Source organism: Sulfurimonas gotlandica GD1, assembly GCF_000242915.1.
Classification (GTDB): Bacteria; Campylobacterota; Campylobacteria; order Campylobacterales; family Sulfurimonadaceae; genus Sulfurimonas; species Sulfurimonas gotlandica.
Genome location: NZ_AFRZ01000001.1, coordinates 1,145,194 through 1,161,398 on the forward strand (window position 1 = coordinate 1,145,194; position 16,205 = coordinate 1,161,398).

The 16,205-nt window shown below is 33.4% G+C and carries 16 protein-coding genes; 4 read left to right on the forward strand and 12 right to left on the reverse strand.

Features of this window, described 5'->3' with window-relative positions; translation table 11 throughout:
- Positions 1 to 52 precede the first annotated feature (52 nt).
- Together SMGD1_RS05660 and SMGD1_RS05665 are read left to right on the forward strand one after the other, a co-directional pair.
- The gene (locus SMGD1_RS05660; RefSeq protein WP_008335816.1) at positions 53 to 1,246 is read left to right on the forward strand and encodes a molybdopterin-dependent oxidoreductase; all 1,194 of its coding nucleotides are present in this window, start codon (positions 53 to 55) and stop codon (positions 1,244 to 1,246) included.
- A gap of 9 nt (positions 1,247 to 1,255) precedes the next feature.
- The gene (locus tag SMGD1_RS05665; RefSeq protein ID WP_008340877.1) at positions 1,256 to 1,564 is read left to right on the forward strand and encodes a hypothetical protein; all 309 of its coding nucleotides are present in this window, start codon (positions 1,256 to 1,258) and stop codon (positions 1,562 to 1,564) included.
- Here the strand turns inward: SMGD1_RS05665 and SMGD1_RS05670 are convergent.
- From SMGD1_RS05670 to SMGD1_RS05685, 4 genes are all read right to left on the reverse strand, one after another.
- Positions 1,540 to 3,324, reverse strand: coding sequence for an EAL domain-containing response regulator (locus SMGD1_RS05670; RefSeq protein WP_008335488.1), 1,785 nt, complete (start codon positions 3,322 to 3,324; stop codon positions 1,540 to 1,542). The two genes, SMGD1_RS05665 and SMGD1_RS05670, sit on opposite strands and share 25 nt — an antisense overlap.
- 28 nt (positions 3,325 to 3,352) lie before the next feature.
- Positions 3,353 to 5,161, reverse strand: coding sequence for a sensor histidine kinase (locus SMGD1_RS05675; RefSeq protein WP_008336109.1), 1,809 nt, complete (start codon positions 5,159 to 5,161; stop codon positions 3,353 to 3,355).
- Between the two features lie 18 nt (positions 5,162 to 5,179).
- On the reverse strand, positions 5,180 to 6,184 hold the full coding sequence (locus SMGD1_RS05680) for a GGDEF domain-containing response regulator (protein WP_008335549.1): 1,005 nt from the start codon (positions 6,182 to 6,184) through the stop codon (positions 5,180 to 5,182).
- 110 nt (positions 6,185 to 6,294) lie between these two features.
- Positions 6,295 to 6,999, reverse strand: coding sequence for a response regulator transcription factor (locus SMGD1_RS05685; RefSeq protein ID WP_008335710.1), 705 nt, complete (start codon positions 6,997 to 6,999; stop codon positions 6,295 to 6,297).
- Between the two features lie 107 nt (positions 7,000 to 7,106).
- Between SMGD1_RS05685 and SMGD1_RS05690 the strand changes: the two genes are divergently transcribed.
- Positions 7,107 to 8,939, forward strand: coding sequence for an ATP-binding cassette domain-containing protein (locus SMGD1_RS05690; RefSeq protein ID WP_008335448.1), 1,833 nt, complete (start codon positions 7,107 to 7,109; stop codon positions 8,937 to 8,939).
- Here the strand turns inward: SMGD1_RS05690 and SMGD1_RS05695 are convergent.
- Genes SMGD1_RS05695 through SMGD1_RS05720 form a run of 6 tightly spaced genes read right to left on the reverse strand, consistent with a single transcriptional unit; the run spans position 8,936 to position 13,889 of the window.
- The gene (locus SMGD1_RS05695) at positions 8,936 to 9,451 is read right to left on the reverse strand and encodes a M48 metallopeptidase family protein (protein ID WP_008335357.1); all 516 of its coding nucleotides are present in this window, start codon (positions 9,449 to 9,451) and stop codon (positions 8,936 to 8,938) included. The genes SMGD1_RS05690 and SMGD1_RS05695 overlap by 4 nt on opposite strands.
- Positions 9,441 to 10,211, reverse strand: a complete 771-nt coding sequence (locus tag SMGD1_RS05700) for a hypothetical protein (protein ID WP_039919847.1) — start codon at positions 10,209 to 10,211, stop codon at positions 9,441 to 9,443. The genes SMGD1_RS05695 and SMGD1_RS05700 overlap by 11 nt, the downstream gene beginning before the upstream one ends.
- Entirely contained in the window at positions 10,211 to 11,572 is a 1,362-nt protein-coding gene (gene dbpA / locus SMGD1_RS05705; protein WP_008337037.1) for an ATP-dependent RNA helicase DbpA, read from the reverse strand. The genes SMGD1_RS05700 and dbpA overlap by 1 nt, the downstream gene beginning before the upstream one ends.
- Positions 11,572 to 11,763 (reverse strand): YwbE family protein, encoded by a 192-nt coding sequence (locus tag SMGD1_RS05710; protein ID WP_008336819.1) that lies wholly within the window; start codon positions 11,761 to 11,763, stop codon positions 11,572 to 11,574. The genes dbpA and SMGD1_RS05710 overlap by 1 nt, the downstream gene beginning before the upstream one ends.
- A gap of 46 nt (positions 11,764 to 11,809) precedes the next feature.
- On the reverse strand, positions 11,810 to 13,054 hold the full coding sequence (locus SMGD1_RS05715) for an EAL and HDOD domain-containing protein (RefSeq protein WP_008335644.1): 1,245 nt from the start codon (positions 13,052 to 13,054) through the stop codon (positions 11,810 to 11,812).
- A gap of 55 nt (positions 13,055 to 13,109) precedes the next feature.
- A complete protein-coding gene (locus SMGD1_RS05720; RefSeq protein WP_008335776.1) occupies positions 13,110 to 13,889 on the reverse strand; it encodes a TrmH family RNA methyltransferase in 780 nt (259 codons plus the stop codon).
- A gap of 31 nt (positions 13,890 to 13,920) precedes the next feature.
- Here SMGD1_RS05720 and SMGD1_RS05725 point away from each other — a divergent pair, with 31 nt between their 5' ends.
- Complete coding sequence (locus tag SMGD1_RS05725) at positions 13,921 to 14,490, forward strand: cytochrome b/b6 domain-containing protein (RefSeq protein ID WP_008340884.1); 570 nt, start codon at positions 13,921 to 13,923, stop codon at positions 14,488 to 14,490.
- Here the strand turns inward: SMGD1_RS05725 and SMGD1_RS05730 are convergent, their stop codons facing one another.
- On the reverse strand, positions 14,491 to 15,087 hold the full coding sequence (locus tag SMGD1_RS05730) for a 2OG-Fe(II) oxygenase (protein WP_008335899.1): 597 nt from the start codon (positions 15,085 to 15,087) through the stop codon (positions 14,491 to 14,493). It abuts the gene before it with no gap.
- Between the two features lie 133 nt (positions 15,088 to 15,220).
- The gene (locus SMGD1_RS05735; RefSeq protein WP_008336467.1) at positions 15,221 to 16,195 is read right to left on the reverse strand and encodes an iron-sulfur cluster assembly scaffold protein NifU; all 975 of its coding nucleotides are present in this window, start codon (positions 16,193 to 16,195) and stop codon (positions 15,221 to 15,223) included.
- Between the last annotated feature and the right edge of the window lie 10 nt (positions 16,196 to 16,205).

Below are 16,205 nucleotides of genomic sequence, written 5' to 3' on the forward strand. Positions count from 1 at the left end.
AATCTTTTCTTCTTATTTGTGTTAGAATAACAAAAAATTATTTAGGACTCATATGCAAAGAAGAGATTTCTTTAAACTGTCACTTGCGGCTTCTGCAGTTGCACTTACAACACCTGCATCTGCTCTTACAAGAGAGCCTATAGATTCTCAAAGTGTCTCAAAGGTTGCATTTCCGGAGAAAAGACCTCTAATCACATACTCTGATAGACCTCCTATTTTAGAGACTCCGATAGAAGTTTTTACAAAAGCTATAACTCCAAATGATGAGTTCTTTGTTAGATGGCACATGCCTCGTATTCCTACTCATGTTAGCATCGATACTTACAGAATCAAAGTTAGCGGTGAAGTTGAGAATCCTCTATACATTTCACTCAAAGAGCTTAAAAGTGACTATGAACAAGTAGAACTTACTGCTGTAATGCAATGTGGTGGAAACTCTCGTTCAGCATTTGTACCGACAACCAGCGGTATCCAATGGGGTAATGGGGCTATGGGTTGTGCTTCATGGAAAGGTGTTAGACTAAAAGATGTTCTAAAAAAAGCAGGTCTTACTAAAGATGCAAACTGGATAGGACTAAACGGTGATGACAAAGCATCTTTTCACAAGACAGAAAACTTTATGAGAGAGCTTGAGCTTCATGAGATAAAAGATGATGTTATTATCGCTTATGAGATGAACGGTGAAGATCTGCCATACCTAAACGGTTATCCTGTTCGTCTTGTTCTTCCAGGATCATTCTCGGACAGTTGGGTGAAGATGCTAAGCAATATCACTGTTATGAAAGAGTATAAAGAGCTTTACTATATGGATACCGCTTACCGTGTGCCTGACAATGAGTGTGAGTGTGAGACACCTGATAATCTTTCTAAAAAAACTAAGCCTATAACGACCATGAATATAAAATCTGTTATAGGTTATCCGACTAGCAACACAAGAATAGATGCCAACTCAAATGTAATACTAAAAGGTGTAGCTTTTGATAGTGGACACGGAATAAAAGAAGTTTTAATCTCTGTAGATGCTGGAAAAAGCTGGTCTCCTGCTGAGCTTGGTAAAGAGTTGTCTTTACATGCTTTTAGAGAGTTCAAATTTGCTTTTAGACCTAAGAGTAAAGGGAATATGACACTTATGGCTAAGGCTATTAATACTCTTGGTGAGGAACAGCCGTTTGCAAAAGATATACAGTGGAATCACGGTGGGTATAAATACAATGGCATCGATAGTGTTACTATCACGGTGGTGTAAGGAAATATGATGAGTAAAATATTATTAATAACACTACTTTTAGCATCTTGTCTCGCAGCTGAGTATACGAAAAAAGTACAACTTCCAAGTATTACTTTTCAAATGGCTGAAGATGATAACTTCAAAGCGATGCAGAGAAACTGTCAATGGTGTCACTCTTATGGCTACATCTTAAATCAAGGAAAACAGTCTAGGAAATTTTGGAACAAGTCAGTTGTTAAGATGAGAGAAGTTTACAAAGCCCCTATCACTGCTAGAGACGAAAAAACAGTAACAGACTATCTTTTTAAACACTATGGCAATGGTGAACTAGAATAATTATTAAATGGTAAAGTAAAATAATTATTTGATGGTTTACCAAAATGATATCCTTGAAACTCATCAACTCCTAGATTAAAGACAATATCAAATACCTCTTTATTGTGTACATATTCCGCTATTGTTTTTATGTTTAGCTCTTTTGAAAACTGTACAATTGCCTTTACAAGTTCAAATGAGTCTTTATCAGTATCAATATTCTTGATTAAGGAACCGTCAATTTTTATGTAGTCTGGTTTTAGTTTCATTATATGCGTAAAATTTGAGTACCCTGTACCAAAGTCATCTATAGCGATCCTAACTCCTAACCCCTTAAATGTTTTGATAAAATCTTCTACAATCTCAAAATCACCTATATCTTCGCTCTCAACTATCTCAAATATAATACGTTTTGCTATCTCTTTGTCACTCAATATTTTTTTCAAAAAATGTATCAGTTCCCTATTTTTTATATCTTGATATGCTAAATTTATGGAGACATCCTCCATCCTGTTTTCTAAAAGTTTAAAAGCTTTTTTAATAACAAGATATGAAATAGCACTGTACTGCTTGGTTTGTATTGCTATTGGTAAAAAGATCTCAGGTGAAGTGTGAGAATCTATAGAGTCTTCTTCACTGACTAACCTCATCAATGCCTCATGCTTGATAGTCTTTTGTTCTCTATCTACTATTGGTTGTAGACATGCAATAAAAAGATCATCCTTAAGTCCTCTATTGAGTATTTTAAACCACTTAGCTGTATTAATTATCTCTTTTGAGGCATCAATATTCAAATGATATGTAGAAAATTTTATATTATTCTTTTTTGCGTAGCTAAGTGCCATATCTGCTTTACCAAGTATCTTCTCATTTTCTATAGCAATTCCGACTGTTATTGATAGTTCTACAAATTCATTCTTTTCTTTTAATGGAAATTTTGTTATTAAAACCTGTTTGAACAGTTCATTTATATCATCTAAAATCTTTTCATGATTTAGAAACTCTGATGATTCAAAAAGTACAAATTGATCTCCTGAAATCCTATAAACTTCATAGCATTTATTTTGTGTATAGTCTTTTAGTAGACTTGAAAAATTCTTTAAGACTTCATCTCCTACATTAGTTCCGTATAGTTCATTTATAGAATGAAAATCATCTATATCTATCAATATTAAAACAGGAAACTCAACATCTACAATATCAATATCAAGCCTAAAGCGACTTTTTAAACCAGTCAAATCATCAATATACAATTTTTCTTCTAATTCTCGTGTTCTATTTTCTACCTTTGTCTCGAGTAAATCATTTAAGCTTTTTAGTTCACTGTTTTTACGTTCAATCTCGTTTTGGTATCCTCTATTTTCTTTTTTAAGCCGTATCTTCTCAACACTTATTGCTAATGCTTCTAAGAATTGTTCTAAAATGGTCGGTTTTAGCAAATACCCATCAATTCCAAGCTTAATTGTTTGAGTAAAATACTCTGATTCACCATAAGCTGAGACTACTAAAACTTGCTGGTTTGGATTGATTTTTTTAATCTCACTTATCATTTCAATACCATTCATTTTTGGCATACTGATGTCAGTCACTACTAAGTCTATAGTGTCACTATTAAGTTTATATTTATCAAGTCCATCTACTCCATCAAAACCTTCTATTACATTCTTAAAAGTTCTTTGTAATATCAGTGAGGTAGAGTCTCTTACATCTTCATTATTCTCTACATACAAGATCTTCATATTTTTTCCATACTTTTCTAAATTTTCCAATACTTCATTCATTACTTATTTTATCCCTGGTTTTATAAATTCAAATATCACTTAACTCTATTGTAAAGACAGCACCAACATGATTGTTTTTAACACTCAACTTACCGTGACAGTGATCTTCTATGATTGTTTTAGACATATAAAGACCTAGACCTGTACCATCTTTACTTTTTTTTGTAGAAAAATATGGCATAAAAATATCATTCATAATATTTTCCGGTACACCACCTGCATTATCATTTATTTCCAATATATATTTATGGCTATCTTCTTGTATATATGTTTTTATATATATAGTTGGATTTATAATATTGCGTTCTAAAAGTACATCTTCTGCATTTTTAATAAGGTTCAAAACAACCTGTTTCAACTCATTTGAATAAGAAGTAAATCTTTTTTGGCATTTGTATTCTTTAACTAGTTTGATGTTCTTGTCAATGAGTGTTGGAGATAAAATCCCTAATGAACTTTCAACAACTTCTTCAAGTGTAATTTCATCCTCTTCTTTTTGATCTTTAAAAAAGCCTCTAAAGTCATCTATTGTTGCAGATAGGTGTTGAGTATAATCAGTGATTTTTCCAAGTGATTTTTCAAAAAATTCTTTTTCATAATTACCCATCATTACATCTATCTTCATAGCCCCCACAGTTGATGAGATGGCAGCTAATGGTTGTCTCCATTGATGCGCTATCATGCTTATCATCTCACCCATTTTTGCCAGTCTATTTTGATATAGTAGTTGCTTCTCTTTCTCTGTGTTCTTTTTAACTTCTTCTTCTATTCTTTGCTCTAGCGTCTCATTTAATTTTTGTAACTTTTTTGTTTTTTCTTCCACACTGATTTCTAGCGAATCTTTTAATCTATCTACTTTAGCTTTTAAATTACCAAACCTTGAAGAGAATGTGTATGCAACAGGAAAAGATCCTAAAATCATAAGAAACATAATAAATGCCATCTCATATATTTGGATAAGGCTCTGCTCTTTAAATTTATGGTATTTTGGTTCAATTATCATTTTAATATTCTCACCATTATCTAAGTCTATCAGTGCTGAATAGACCCCTTCACCAATATACTTATCCTTGTTTAGTATACTTTGGTAACTATCTTCAAAATGATTTTTAACACTGTATTTCGTATCTAAATATTTACCCCAGCTACGATTTTTTTCTGGATGAATAATAAAATCACCATCATTATCTATTAGATAAATATTATAAAGTGATACGCTTGATATTTGATTTAAAAAATACTTCATAGATATATTGATGATAAGTATTCCAACTTTTTCATTTTCAACAAATATTGGAATACCTACTCTCAGCACCGGTTTTATTGGTTTTTCTATTTGATTATGTTCTATATTTAAATCAATTTTTGAGTACCAACTTTTTGCTTTGTCATCTATCGCTATAATTTCTTTAAAGTAGTATCTATTTGATTTGTCTTGAAGTTCTTCGCTTGTTATAAGTTTTGGAGTAGGTTCCTTCTCTGTTTTATCTATTCTGACTTTTTCAAATCCATTTTTATCAATATACCTGAGTTGCATAACATCTTCGGAAGTATTAACAATATATGTAAATAGGTCTGAAATATCAGAATCACTATTATCATGGAGATATTGTTTGAATATTTTTGAGTCTCTGATTACAAATAATTTTTTCTCAATATTGTTAGTATAATTTTTTAAAAAGGCTTTTTGTTTAGTGAGTTGATCAACTGTATTTATAATATATTGCTCTTTTACATGTGACACTTGTATTTTATTTACAGTAAATATAGCGACCAGCCCTAATGCCAGCCCGTAAGTAATATAACTAAGCAGTAGCTTATTTTTAAATGAATTCATATTAGAAGACTTTTCTCTTTAAAAACATACTTTGTTTCTACCATTATGTTTAGCTTTGTAAAGTGCTTTATCCGCTCTTTCGACTAATGAGTCTATACTGTCTCCATCTTCAAAGCTTGCAACTCCAAAACTTGCCGTGAGCTCTTTGATATACTCAAAACTTGTATTTTCAATAATTTTCCTGAGGTTTTCTGCTAAGTGTAAAGAGCCTTCAATATTTGCTTCATGACAAATAATAAGAAACTCTTCTCCACCCCATCTACCAACAATATCTGTTTTTCTAATATTATTTTTAAGGACTTGAGAGAAACTTTGAAGGACTTTATCACCAATCTGATGACCATATGTATCATTAATAGGTTTAAATCTATCAATATCAATAAATATAATACTTATCTCTGCTTGAAGTTTCACCATTTTATTAATTTCCAAATCAAGCACTTTATCAAGTTTAACTCTATTATATAATCCCGTTAATTTATCTGTAATAGCTAGTGCATTCAACTCTATGTTTTTGCTAAGCTCTTGTTGTATTTTTTCTTCAAGTTTTATGTTTGATAATTTAATATTTTTAATATTTTCTATGTTTTCTTTTTCAATTGAAATATCGTTAAGCATCTTGGAGAGGACAAGAAAGAATTCATGATCTTTAGTCGGCTTTTGAATAAATTTATTGATTCCGATATCAATCAAATTTATAAGCATCTCGGAGTTACTAAAGGCAGAAATAATCAATATCGCCTGTTCTTTATTTATCTCAGATATAGCTCTAGTCATCTCAATACCATTCATATGCGGCATATCAATATCACTAATTACTAAATCATAATATTGTCCATTGTCTTTATGGAAATCTATATATTTTTGTATACCTTCTCGTCCATCAACCGCTACATCAACATAACCGACAAATCTTTCTAACAACTCGGACGTACTCTCTCTTACATCTTCTTTATCTTCTACATAAAGTAATTTTATAGTTTTACTTATCTTCAATAATTCTGTTAATTTATTTTCATCCATTTCTGGCTCCTAGAAATACTCTAGTTATTTAAGTACATTGTAAAGACACTTGGGTAGTTTAGCGAAGAAAAATATCCAAAAAGTTTCATTATTATTTTTGGATAGTTACTCTAGATAAAGGAATATCCTACTGAGTAGATGTTTTTTATGAGTTTTTGTGGGAGTTTATTATTCAATCTTTTTAGAAGGTTTTTTACATTTGATTTATCTATATTTCTAGAATCTTGCCATATTTGTTCAATAATTAATTCATCTGAGTAAATAAAATTTGTATTTGATGTCATTAGTTCAAATAGCAAAATTTCATTTTTTGTAAGTGTAATCTCTTGTGATTTATAGTACAGTTTGTTTGAGCCTTTACTCCATCTATAGTTTTCATTTATATCTATAATATCTTTTAAAGAATTAGATTTAGCATATAAAATTCTGCTTAGTTCTTCAACTATTTGCTCCACTTCAATAGGCTTAATCAAGTAACCATCAACTCCGCTTTTTATCGCTTTTAATAAATAATCACTTTCATCATGAGCTGAAAAAACTAAAACAGGGATTTTTTCATTAATAGAGTTATTGACTTTATCTATCATCATCAAGCCATCCATATTTGGCATATTTATATCTGTAAAAATAATGTCCGGCTTATGCTTATTAAATTTTTCTAGCCCATCTTTTCCATCAATTGCAACAATGATTTCTTCAAAAAACTTTTCAAGCAGTGTAATAGTTGAGACTCTTGTCTCTTCATTATCTTCGACATAAAGGAGCTTTAATGTTTTTGTATATGATTGAAGTTTATCTAGTTGTTTAATATTCACTTTGATGTTCCTAATAAAACTTTATGAGCCATTATAGCCTTAAAAATATAAATCAAAAAATAGACTTGCTATAATTGCGAACAAGAAATACAAACCAAAAGAGCATCATGATACAACTAACAAACATTTCTAAAAGCTTTTCTTCTCAAGAACTTTTTTCAAACCTAAACTTTAAACTAAATGCTGGAAACCGCATCGGTCTTGTCGGTAGAAACGGTAGTGGGAAATCTACTCTTTTTAAACTTATTCTCGGTGAGGAAAGTCCTGACAGCGGTGATGTTGTCATTCCTAAGGGCTATAAGATAGGTACTCTAAAACAGCATCTTACATTTAGCCAATCAACTCTTAGAGAAGAAGCAGCTTTAGCACTTGAAGAAGAAATGAAGTATGATGTGTATAGAGTTGAAAAGATTCTTTTTGGTTTGGGATTTGTTCAAGAAGACCTTGAAAAAGACCCTCTGTCCTTTTCAGGTGGTTATCAGATACGTATAAATCTTGCAAAACTTTTAGTAACCGAGCCAAATCTGCTACTTTTAGATGAGCCTACAAACTACCTTGACATCGTCTCTCTTAGATGGTTAAAGAGTTTTCTTCGTAATTTTGAGGGTGAAGTAATTCTGATAACTCACAACAGAGATTTTATGGATAGTGTTACAACACATACTATGGGACTTGTTCGCAAAAAAATAGAGATTATTGCAGGAGATACTCACAAGTTTTACGAACAACTTAACGCAAATGATGAGCTTCACACAAAACAAAAAATCTCACAAGATAAAAAAGTAAAAGAGCTTGAAGAGTTCATCGCTAGAAATAAAGCCCGTGCATCTACAGCAGCTCTTGCTCAGTCAAAAGTAAAACAGTTGGAAAAGATGGATATACTTGAAGACTTAGGCTTTGACAACTCTCTAAAATTTGATTTTAACTTCAAAGATACACCAGCAAAGATTTTACTTGATGTTAAAGATTTGAGCTTTGGTTATACACCTGAGAACATCCTTTTTGAGAAGATATCATTTACACTTGAAAAAGGTGAATGTCTTGGGATTATCGGTAAAAATGGTAAGGGTAAATCAACACTTCTAAATACTATAGCAGGTGAGCTAAAGCAACTAAGCGGCAAGGTTGACTTTCATACATCAACTTCTTTTGCTCACTTTGGTCAGACAAATATTGCACACCTTAGTGATAAAAACACTGTTATGGATGAGATATATGTAGGAAATTCTACACTCTCAGAAGCACAGGTTAGGAGCATCTGTGGCGGTATGATGTTTAGCGGAGATGCAGCTAAGAAGAAGATCTCTCTTCTCTCAGGTGGAGAAAAAAGTCGTGTAATGCTAGGGCAGATTTTAGCTCGCAATGTAAATCTTCTTTTTCTTGATGAGCCTACAAATCATCTTGATATGGATTCTATAGAAGCACTTACTATTGCTATACAAAGCTTCAAAGGCTCGGTCATCATCGTAACTCACTCCGAAGAACTGCTTCGTAGAGTTTGTGATAGGCTCATCATTTTTGCGAAAGACGGAGCTGAATATTTTGACGGCGGATATGATGATTTCTTAGAAAAAATTGGCTGGGAAGAAGAGGAGCAAGTTGAGAAAGTAAAAGCTGCTCCAAAGGGTAACCAAAAAGAAAATAAAAAACTTAAAGCTGAGATGGTTAGAGAGAGAAATAAAGTTACATCCGCTCTAAAGAAAAAAGTTGAAAACTTAGAGAGTAAAATCATGAAGACCGAAGAGCTTTTAGAAGTTCATCATAAAGATCTCATAGAGGTTTCAAACTCTGGTGAGAGTGCTAAACTTATGGAGCTTTCTAAACTTGTCTCAGATGAAGAAGCATCTGTAGAAGAGATGTTTGAAGAACTTGAAGTTGTTCAAACTAAGTTAGATGAAATCAACGAAGAGTATGAGCAAAAGATGGCGGAGCTAGACTAAGTCCACTCTTCAAGCTTACCTCTCAAATCTATATGAGTAAGATATAGTCTCAAATCAAACTCTGCTTGATGATATGATGGCTGCATATATTCACATAGTTTATAAAAAGCTTTGTTGTGCTCTTTTTCTTTAAAGTGCGCTAACTCATGCACTACTATCATCTCTAAAAACTCTTCTGGTACACTCTTAAACATAGATGCTACACGTATTTCATTTTTGGCTTTTAACTTTCCGCCCTGCACTCGTGAGACAAAGTGATGAGTTCCAAGAGCATTGTGAATAACATTTATTTTTCCGTCATAAACAACTTTACTAAGCGGAGATGCTTTTTTTAGATGTTCATTTTTTAAATCATTCACATAAGAGAAAAGTGTTTTATCACTCTTCTTATCATGTCCGTATGGATACTTTTTTAGAAGGTGTGCAGAGAGCTTATCTTGTTTTATAAGCTCTCTGACTTGAAGTTTTACAGCATCTGGATAGTGATTAAGATATTTGAGCTTACTTTCCAATACGCTTTATAAGAGCTTTTATACTCTCATCCTTTTTTTGAATATATAACTCAAGTGAATAATTCTTATTTTTTAATTTGTACATCATCTTCTGAGCATTTTCCTCACTGTCCACAAGATAAATAAGTAAAAAACTGTTATCTTGCCAACGAATTAACATATCATCTTGACGTGTACTATTTTTAAAGTGATTAACTGAATTGCAAAGAGTAAGTTCTTGCGAATCATCTTCTAAAGTTATTAGGATTGCTCCTATGATTTTTTCATTAAACTGTGCCGCATCTTGGTAGCTTCTAGCTATGTGTAAAAAATAATCTTTTGCATAAGCTCCACTTTTAACATCCATATTTGCATTGTTCTCAATCATAATCCGCTTTATCAAACTCTGCGTAATGTCATTGAGTGTAGCTATAGTATACTCAGAAGTGATTTGCTTAAGCTCTACAGAAAAAGCATGAGGTTCAAAGCTTGGTGTCATCATGCTCACAACACGATCAATCTCTGGAAGTTTTAAAATCGAATCAAACCATTTTTCGCCTGCAGAAATCTTCTCTTTATAAAAATATAATGGATGAGGAACAAAGTTATCAACGAAGGCTCCATACTCGCGTAGATAACTTTCACAAGAAGATATAGCAAAAAATTTGTTAAAACTTTTGTTTGTTAGAATTGGCTCATCATCTTTAAAAATAACAATCAGATCTTTTTGACTATCTATTACACTTTGAAGCAGAGCTATACTTATATTATCTTCAATCATTAAAGCACCCAAACAGAAAATTTCTTACCTTTTATTTTTCCATTTTTTAGCTGCCTATGCGCCTCATCAATAAGTTTAGCCTCTATAGCAACATAACTTTGGCGCTCATAGATATCTATCTTCCCAATAGAACTGCCTTGAAGTCCGGCATCTCCAGTTAGTGCGCCAAGAAGGTCTCCTGCACGCACCTTATCTTTCTTCCCACCTTCGATTACAAGTGTTATATATTGAGGTTTCATCTCAAAGCCGTTAACAGTTTTAAGTTCCCCTGCATCTTCAAAAAGCCTTGTCTCGTTTTTATACTCATAAGCCTTGTCAGCTTCATATTGACTAAAGAGTGTAAATGCCAAACCATCTTGACCGGCACGTCCGGTTCTACCAATTCTATGAGTGTAAGTCTCATCCCCATGAGGAAGATCATAATTGATTACCATAGACATTTCTTTAATGTCTAAACCGCGAGCTGCTACATCTGTAGCAATAAGTACAGGGCAACTTCTGTTGGCGAATTGAACTAAGACATCATTTCTCTCATACTGTTCAAGATCACCGTGAATAGCTAATGCATCTATCTTTTTCTTTAATAAATTTTCTGCTAACTCTTTTGCTTCTATCTTTGTATTTGTAAAGATAATGACATTTTCAGGTTTGAAATTACTCAGAATATTTACAATAGTGTCTAGTTTTTGATGGTCATTTACTTCGTAAAATCTCTCAGTTATGTTGTTTGCTGTCTCTGTAGAAGTTGTCTTCACGCTAACAGCTTCATGCTGAAGGTTTTTACTGATATCCATGATCTCATCCGTATATGTAGCCGAGAAGAGAAGTGTCTGTTTTCTCTTTTTAGTGAACGATAAAACTTCATTTATCTCTTCACTAAATCCCATATCGAGCATTCTGTCTGCTTCATCAAGAACTAGCATCTCTAAGTCCTCAAGAGATAGAGTCGCCTTCTTTAGATGCTTTAAAATCCTCCCTGGTGTTCCTACAATGATGTGTGCACCATGACTAAGTGAACCAAGCTGTGGACCAAAAGCAGCTCCGCCGCAAAGAGTTAAAATCTTAACATTGTGTGTAGCACGGGCTAGCATACGAAGCTCTTTAGCAACCTGATCCGCAAGCTCACGTGTAGGACAAAGTATGAGAGACTGAACTCTAAACTTTTTAACTTGTAGTTTTGTAAGAAGTCCTATTCCAAAAGCGGCAGTTTTTCCACTTCCTGTTTTTGCCTGAGCGATTACATCTTTACCATCAAGAATATGAGGAAGTGCCTCAGCTTGGATGGGAGTCATCTCTTTGTAGCCTATTTCTTCTAGGTTATGAAGCATCTCTTTTGAGAGAGGTAGATTTGAGAATTTCATTAGTATATTTCCTTCACACGACCGACTTCACCGCTCATAAGACGTACTTTGATGCCATGAGGGTGAGAAGGAGATTTTGTAAGAATATCGCGAACGATACCATCTGTAAGGAGTCCAGTGTCTTGGTCTTGTTTTAGGACAATAGCTACGCTTTTGCCTTGTTTAATATTTTTTCTTTGAGTGCCATCCATAACTGTACCTTTTAGTTTTTAAGTATGCAATTATAGCTGTATTCTTCTAAGCTGTCATCGCTTCTTCAAAACTATTCACATCTTCCATACTTTTAAGAACAACATCTTCTATTTGATGAGTTCCTAAGTTATACTTTGAAGTAAATATATGTACCGACTTTGTGTCAAAGGCTTCTATATCTCTAATCAGAGCATATATCTCGCCCAATAAACCCTCATCTTTTAGCAAGGCATTTGTAACTTCATCTGAGATATTTAAATCTTTCAATACCCTTTCTAGTTTAACGCTGAAAAGAGTATCTATAAGTGATAAAACACCGACAAAATATGCTTCCCCTAAAGCGTTGCTTTTCACATCAGGATTTACAGATTTTAAGATATTTTCCATTAGCTCTGTTCTATGTTTTACCATCAGCATGAGAGGTGAATGCTTAGATGTTCTGCTTACTGATTTTGAGTAAATCATCAACATTAGCCATTGGGCAAGTGGCTGTCTTCCAACTAATGTCAAGATATGATGAATAGAAGAGATTCTGTTTCTAAAGTGAAATGCACAAGAGTTCATGTAGCGTAATAACTGTACAGTTATCTCATAGTTATTCTCAAACTCTGATGTAATCTCATCTATATTGGTGTCATTTATCAGCAGGTTATAAAGCTTTAGTACATTTAATTGAGAAGGTTCATACTTCGCATTTTCTACAATGTTAGGTTTTGCAAAAAAGTAGCCCTGAAACATTTCACAGCCAATCTCTTTTGCTAATTCATAGTGTGTATTATCTTCTATTTTAGAACCGACTACTTTGATGTTGTGAGCTTTCATCTCACTGATCATATCTTTCATCTCAAGATCTATGTCTTTATCTACATTTATTTTTATGTATGAGAGTTCTTTATATACTTTTGAATATTCTTTTAAACTATCTGGATCTAAGGAAATATCATTTATAGCAAGAATATAGTCTTTAGCATGAAGCTGTTGCAGTCTCTCAACTACTCTCTCACTCATCTTCACATCTTCAAAAAGTGAAAATATAAAAAACTCTTTTGGGATTGAAAAAATAATATCGTGAAGTAAAAATTTTTCATCAACTTTAACAAATGCTCTACGATTTCCAAGTAGCGTGCTTGTCCCAAACTTATTTAAGATATTACTTATAACTGACGCACTGGCAAATCGGTCATTACTTATATGACTGGCTTTAGTACTGTCTCTATATAAAATCTCATAAGCAACAAGATCACCGTTAGAGTCAAGAATTGGTTGGCGCCCTAAATATACATTTTCCATTGCAATCCTTTTTATTTAATTGGGTATATTGTAACGAAAAAAAGTCTCTAAAAAGTTAGATTGTGTGTTTTAGTTGGTACATCATAATAGACGCTGCAACACTAACATTAAAACTCTTAACCCCTGGAGCCATTTCTATACTCAAAACTTCATCACAAATATCAAGAACTTCTTGCGATATTCCTTTTCCTTCATGCCCCATAAGCAGAACCCATTTTTGAGGAGATTTTACCTGTGATAAGAGTGTAGCATCTGGAGTAACCTCAGCTGCGTATATCCTGTATCCATCTTTTTTAAGCTCTTGTATTGTCTGAGATATATCTTCATAGATATGTACTTTCAGCTTGCTAACATATCCCATAGATACTCTCAAAGCCCGTCTTCCATAAGGATGCGGTGATTGGCGAGGGAGGAGATAAGAATCTACTCCCAGAGCAGCAGCACTTCTTGCAATAGAGCCTACATTTTCTGTTGATGTTATGGCATCTAGCATCAAGATATTATCACCTAGCGCTTCTAGCGATGTTTCATCCGGACGAGTTCCATGCATCATGCAATTATGATGAATCTTATGACCGACAATATTCTGCATCTCATCTTTGTCTACAAGAAAAAGTTTCTCTATTTTTTTTGAGTTTATCAGCTCTGAAAATTCATTATAATACTCTTTTGTAGCCAAGATGCTTTTCACTTCTATTTCACTATCTAAAAGCATATTTACAACTTTTGGACTATCAGCTATAAAACTATTATCCTCTGTAAAAGCATTATCTCTGAGCTTTTTATAAATCTCTAATTCCGGTATGTTTATGTCATCTATCTTTATATAATTCATCTTCGCTATAATAGCATACAAAGGAGTTCAAATGAAATATTCAATATCTTTTCGCATCTGGCACTGGCTAAATGCAATCGTTGTTTTAGGGCTGTTGGCAACTGTGTTCTTGCGTAAGACATTTTTGAGTTGGAGAACTAACTCAGAGATACTCATGAACAAACTCTTTGACATGGATATAGAAATAAGCATTGAACAGGCAAAGATTTTGGCAAAGGCTGTTCGTGCAGGCATGTGGGAGTGGCATATTATACTAGGTTATGCACTTGTGTTTTTGATTCTTTTTAGGATATTTCTATACTTTAAAGATACATCCATAAGAGAGAGTTTCAGCTCTTTAACACTGCACAAAAAAATGGTTCATCTTTCATATTATGTTATTTATGCGACTCTAATCTTTATGAGTATTACGGGTTTTATGATTCACTTCTACCAAGATTTGGGATTGTTAAAAGATACAGCACATGATATCAAAGAGATTCATGAGCTTGTATTTAATATCATTCTGTACTTTGTACCTCTTCACATCGCGGGTGTTATTATTGCTGATAATAGAGACGAAAAAGGTCTGATTTCTACAATGATAAACGGTAAAGAGTAATTACGCTACCTTATCTACCCTGAACCAGCCGGCTATAGAGTATCTTTTTTTTATAGCTGGTAAAACTTCATGTGGAAACTTCTCACTCAAAAAGACAACTAAAGTATTTGCTTTAGGAGGCACTTTTTTTAAAAAATTATTATGCTCATCATATATAACCAACTCTCCGCCATCTCCCTCTCTCCATCCTTCATTTAGGTAATAAACAGTGGTTACAACGCGATTTACAGAGTTTTTAAAAGCATCTACGTGAGTCTCGTAAAAATCTCCTGTATTATATATAGCATAGTGACTTTCATAATATGTCAACACTAAAAAAAGTGTCTTATTCAGATACTCTTTAAGTCCATCAGCAAAAGCTAAAAATTCACTTCGTACCGAGCCATCATCATCTAACCAATGAATCTTATCTCGTCTTCTATTTGTATCTATATGCAATGCAGGGAAGTTTGAGATGCCTGCTCTTCTAAAGTTACTTTCTATTTTTGCATCTTGTAAAAGCAGGTGTGAGAGATTTTTACTTATAGCATTTTCTATTACTATATATCCATCATCGACTAAGGCATCTGTTATTTTTGAATATATAGCTTGGTTCATATGCGTACCTAATATTAATAGCGCATTGTAATCAGTTTTATTGTTTTTTGAGCATAGGAATGTTGTTTTATTGGTAATGTTTCTGAATTTTAAAGAAGTAATCTATTTAACACTCCATAAAGAGTGTCAAATACTAAATAGGTAGAACGCGAATGTTTTTAGAAAGTTTCTCTTTAAGAGTTGATTCGATTGCATAAAGTGTACCTGTTGAAGAAGAAGCACAACCATTACAAGCACCTAAGTAACGGATATAAATATCAATATACTCATCACCTTTTTTAATGTCAATTACTTCCATATCTCCACCATCCATAACTAGGAACTGGCGAACACTCTCATCAATTACAGCATCTACTGCTTTTATCTGCTGAACTAAAGTCATACTAGCGAAATCTCCAGATGCACCTGCATCAGCAGCAGCTTTCATTTTCTCTTCATCCATCTCTTTACGAGTATCGGCTAAGATATCTACTAAGTACCACTCTCTAGCTTCGTGACCACCAGGCTTGATACAGCTTTTACAGAATCCACCGGCTTTTGTATAGTCAGTAATCTGCTCAATAGTTTTAAGATCATTAAGACGAATAACCTCTCTAAGAGTATTCAGACTAACACGAGCACATTCACAAACAATGATCTCTTCTTCAAAACTCTCAGCATCTACGCCCATGTAAAGACCAGCCGCTTTTTTAATAACATCGTAAGCCATAACTGAACAGTGCATTTTTTGAGGTGGAACTGCAGGAACATCTGGAGTATCACGAAGAGCCATCTCAACATCAATATTTGTAATCTTTACAGCTTCTTGTACTGTTTTACCAATACAAAGTTCAGTCATTACATCAGAAGATGCGATAGCTGTACCACAGCCAAAAGATTTGAATTTTGAATTTACAATCTTATCGTTTGCAGGATCTATTTCCCAGTATAAACGAACCGCATCACCACAAGACTCTGCACCGAAATCAGCAACAATTAACTTATTACCGCGTCCCTCTGCATCTGCCTCAAAAATCTCACCTTGGTGCTGAGGGTTATTCATAAGCGTTGTTACTTTATTTGAATAAGCATCCCATAAAGATGCTCCTAACATATCTGCTTTTGCCATAATATTCTCC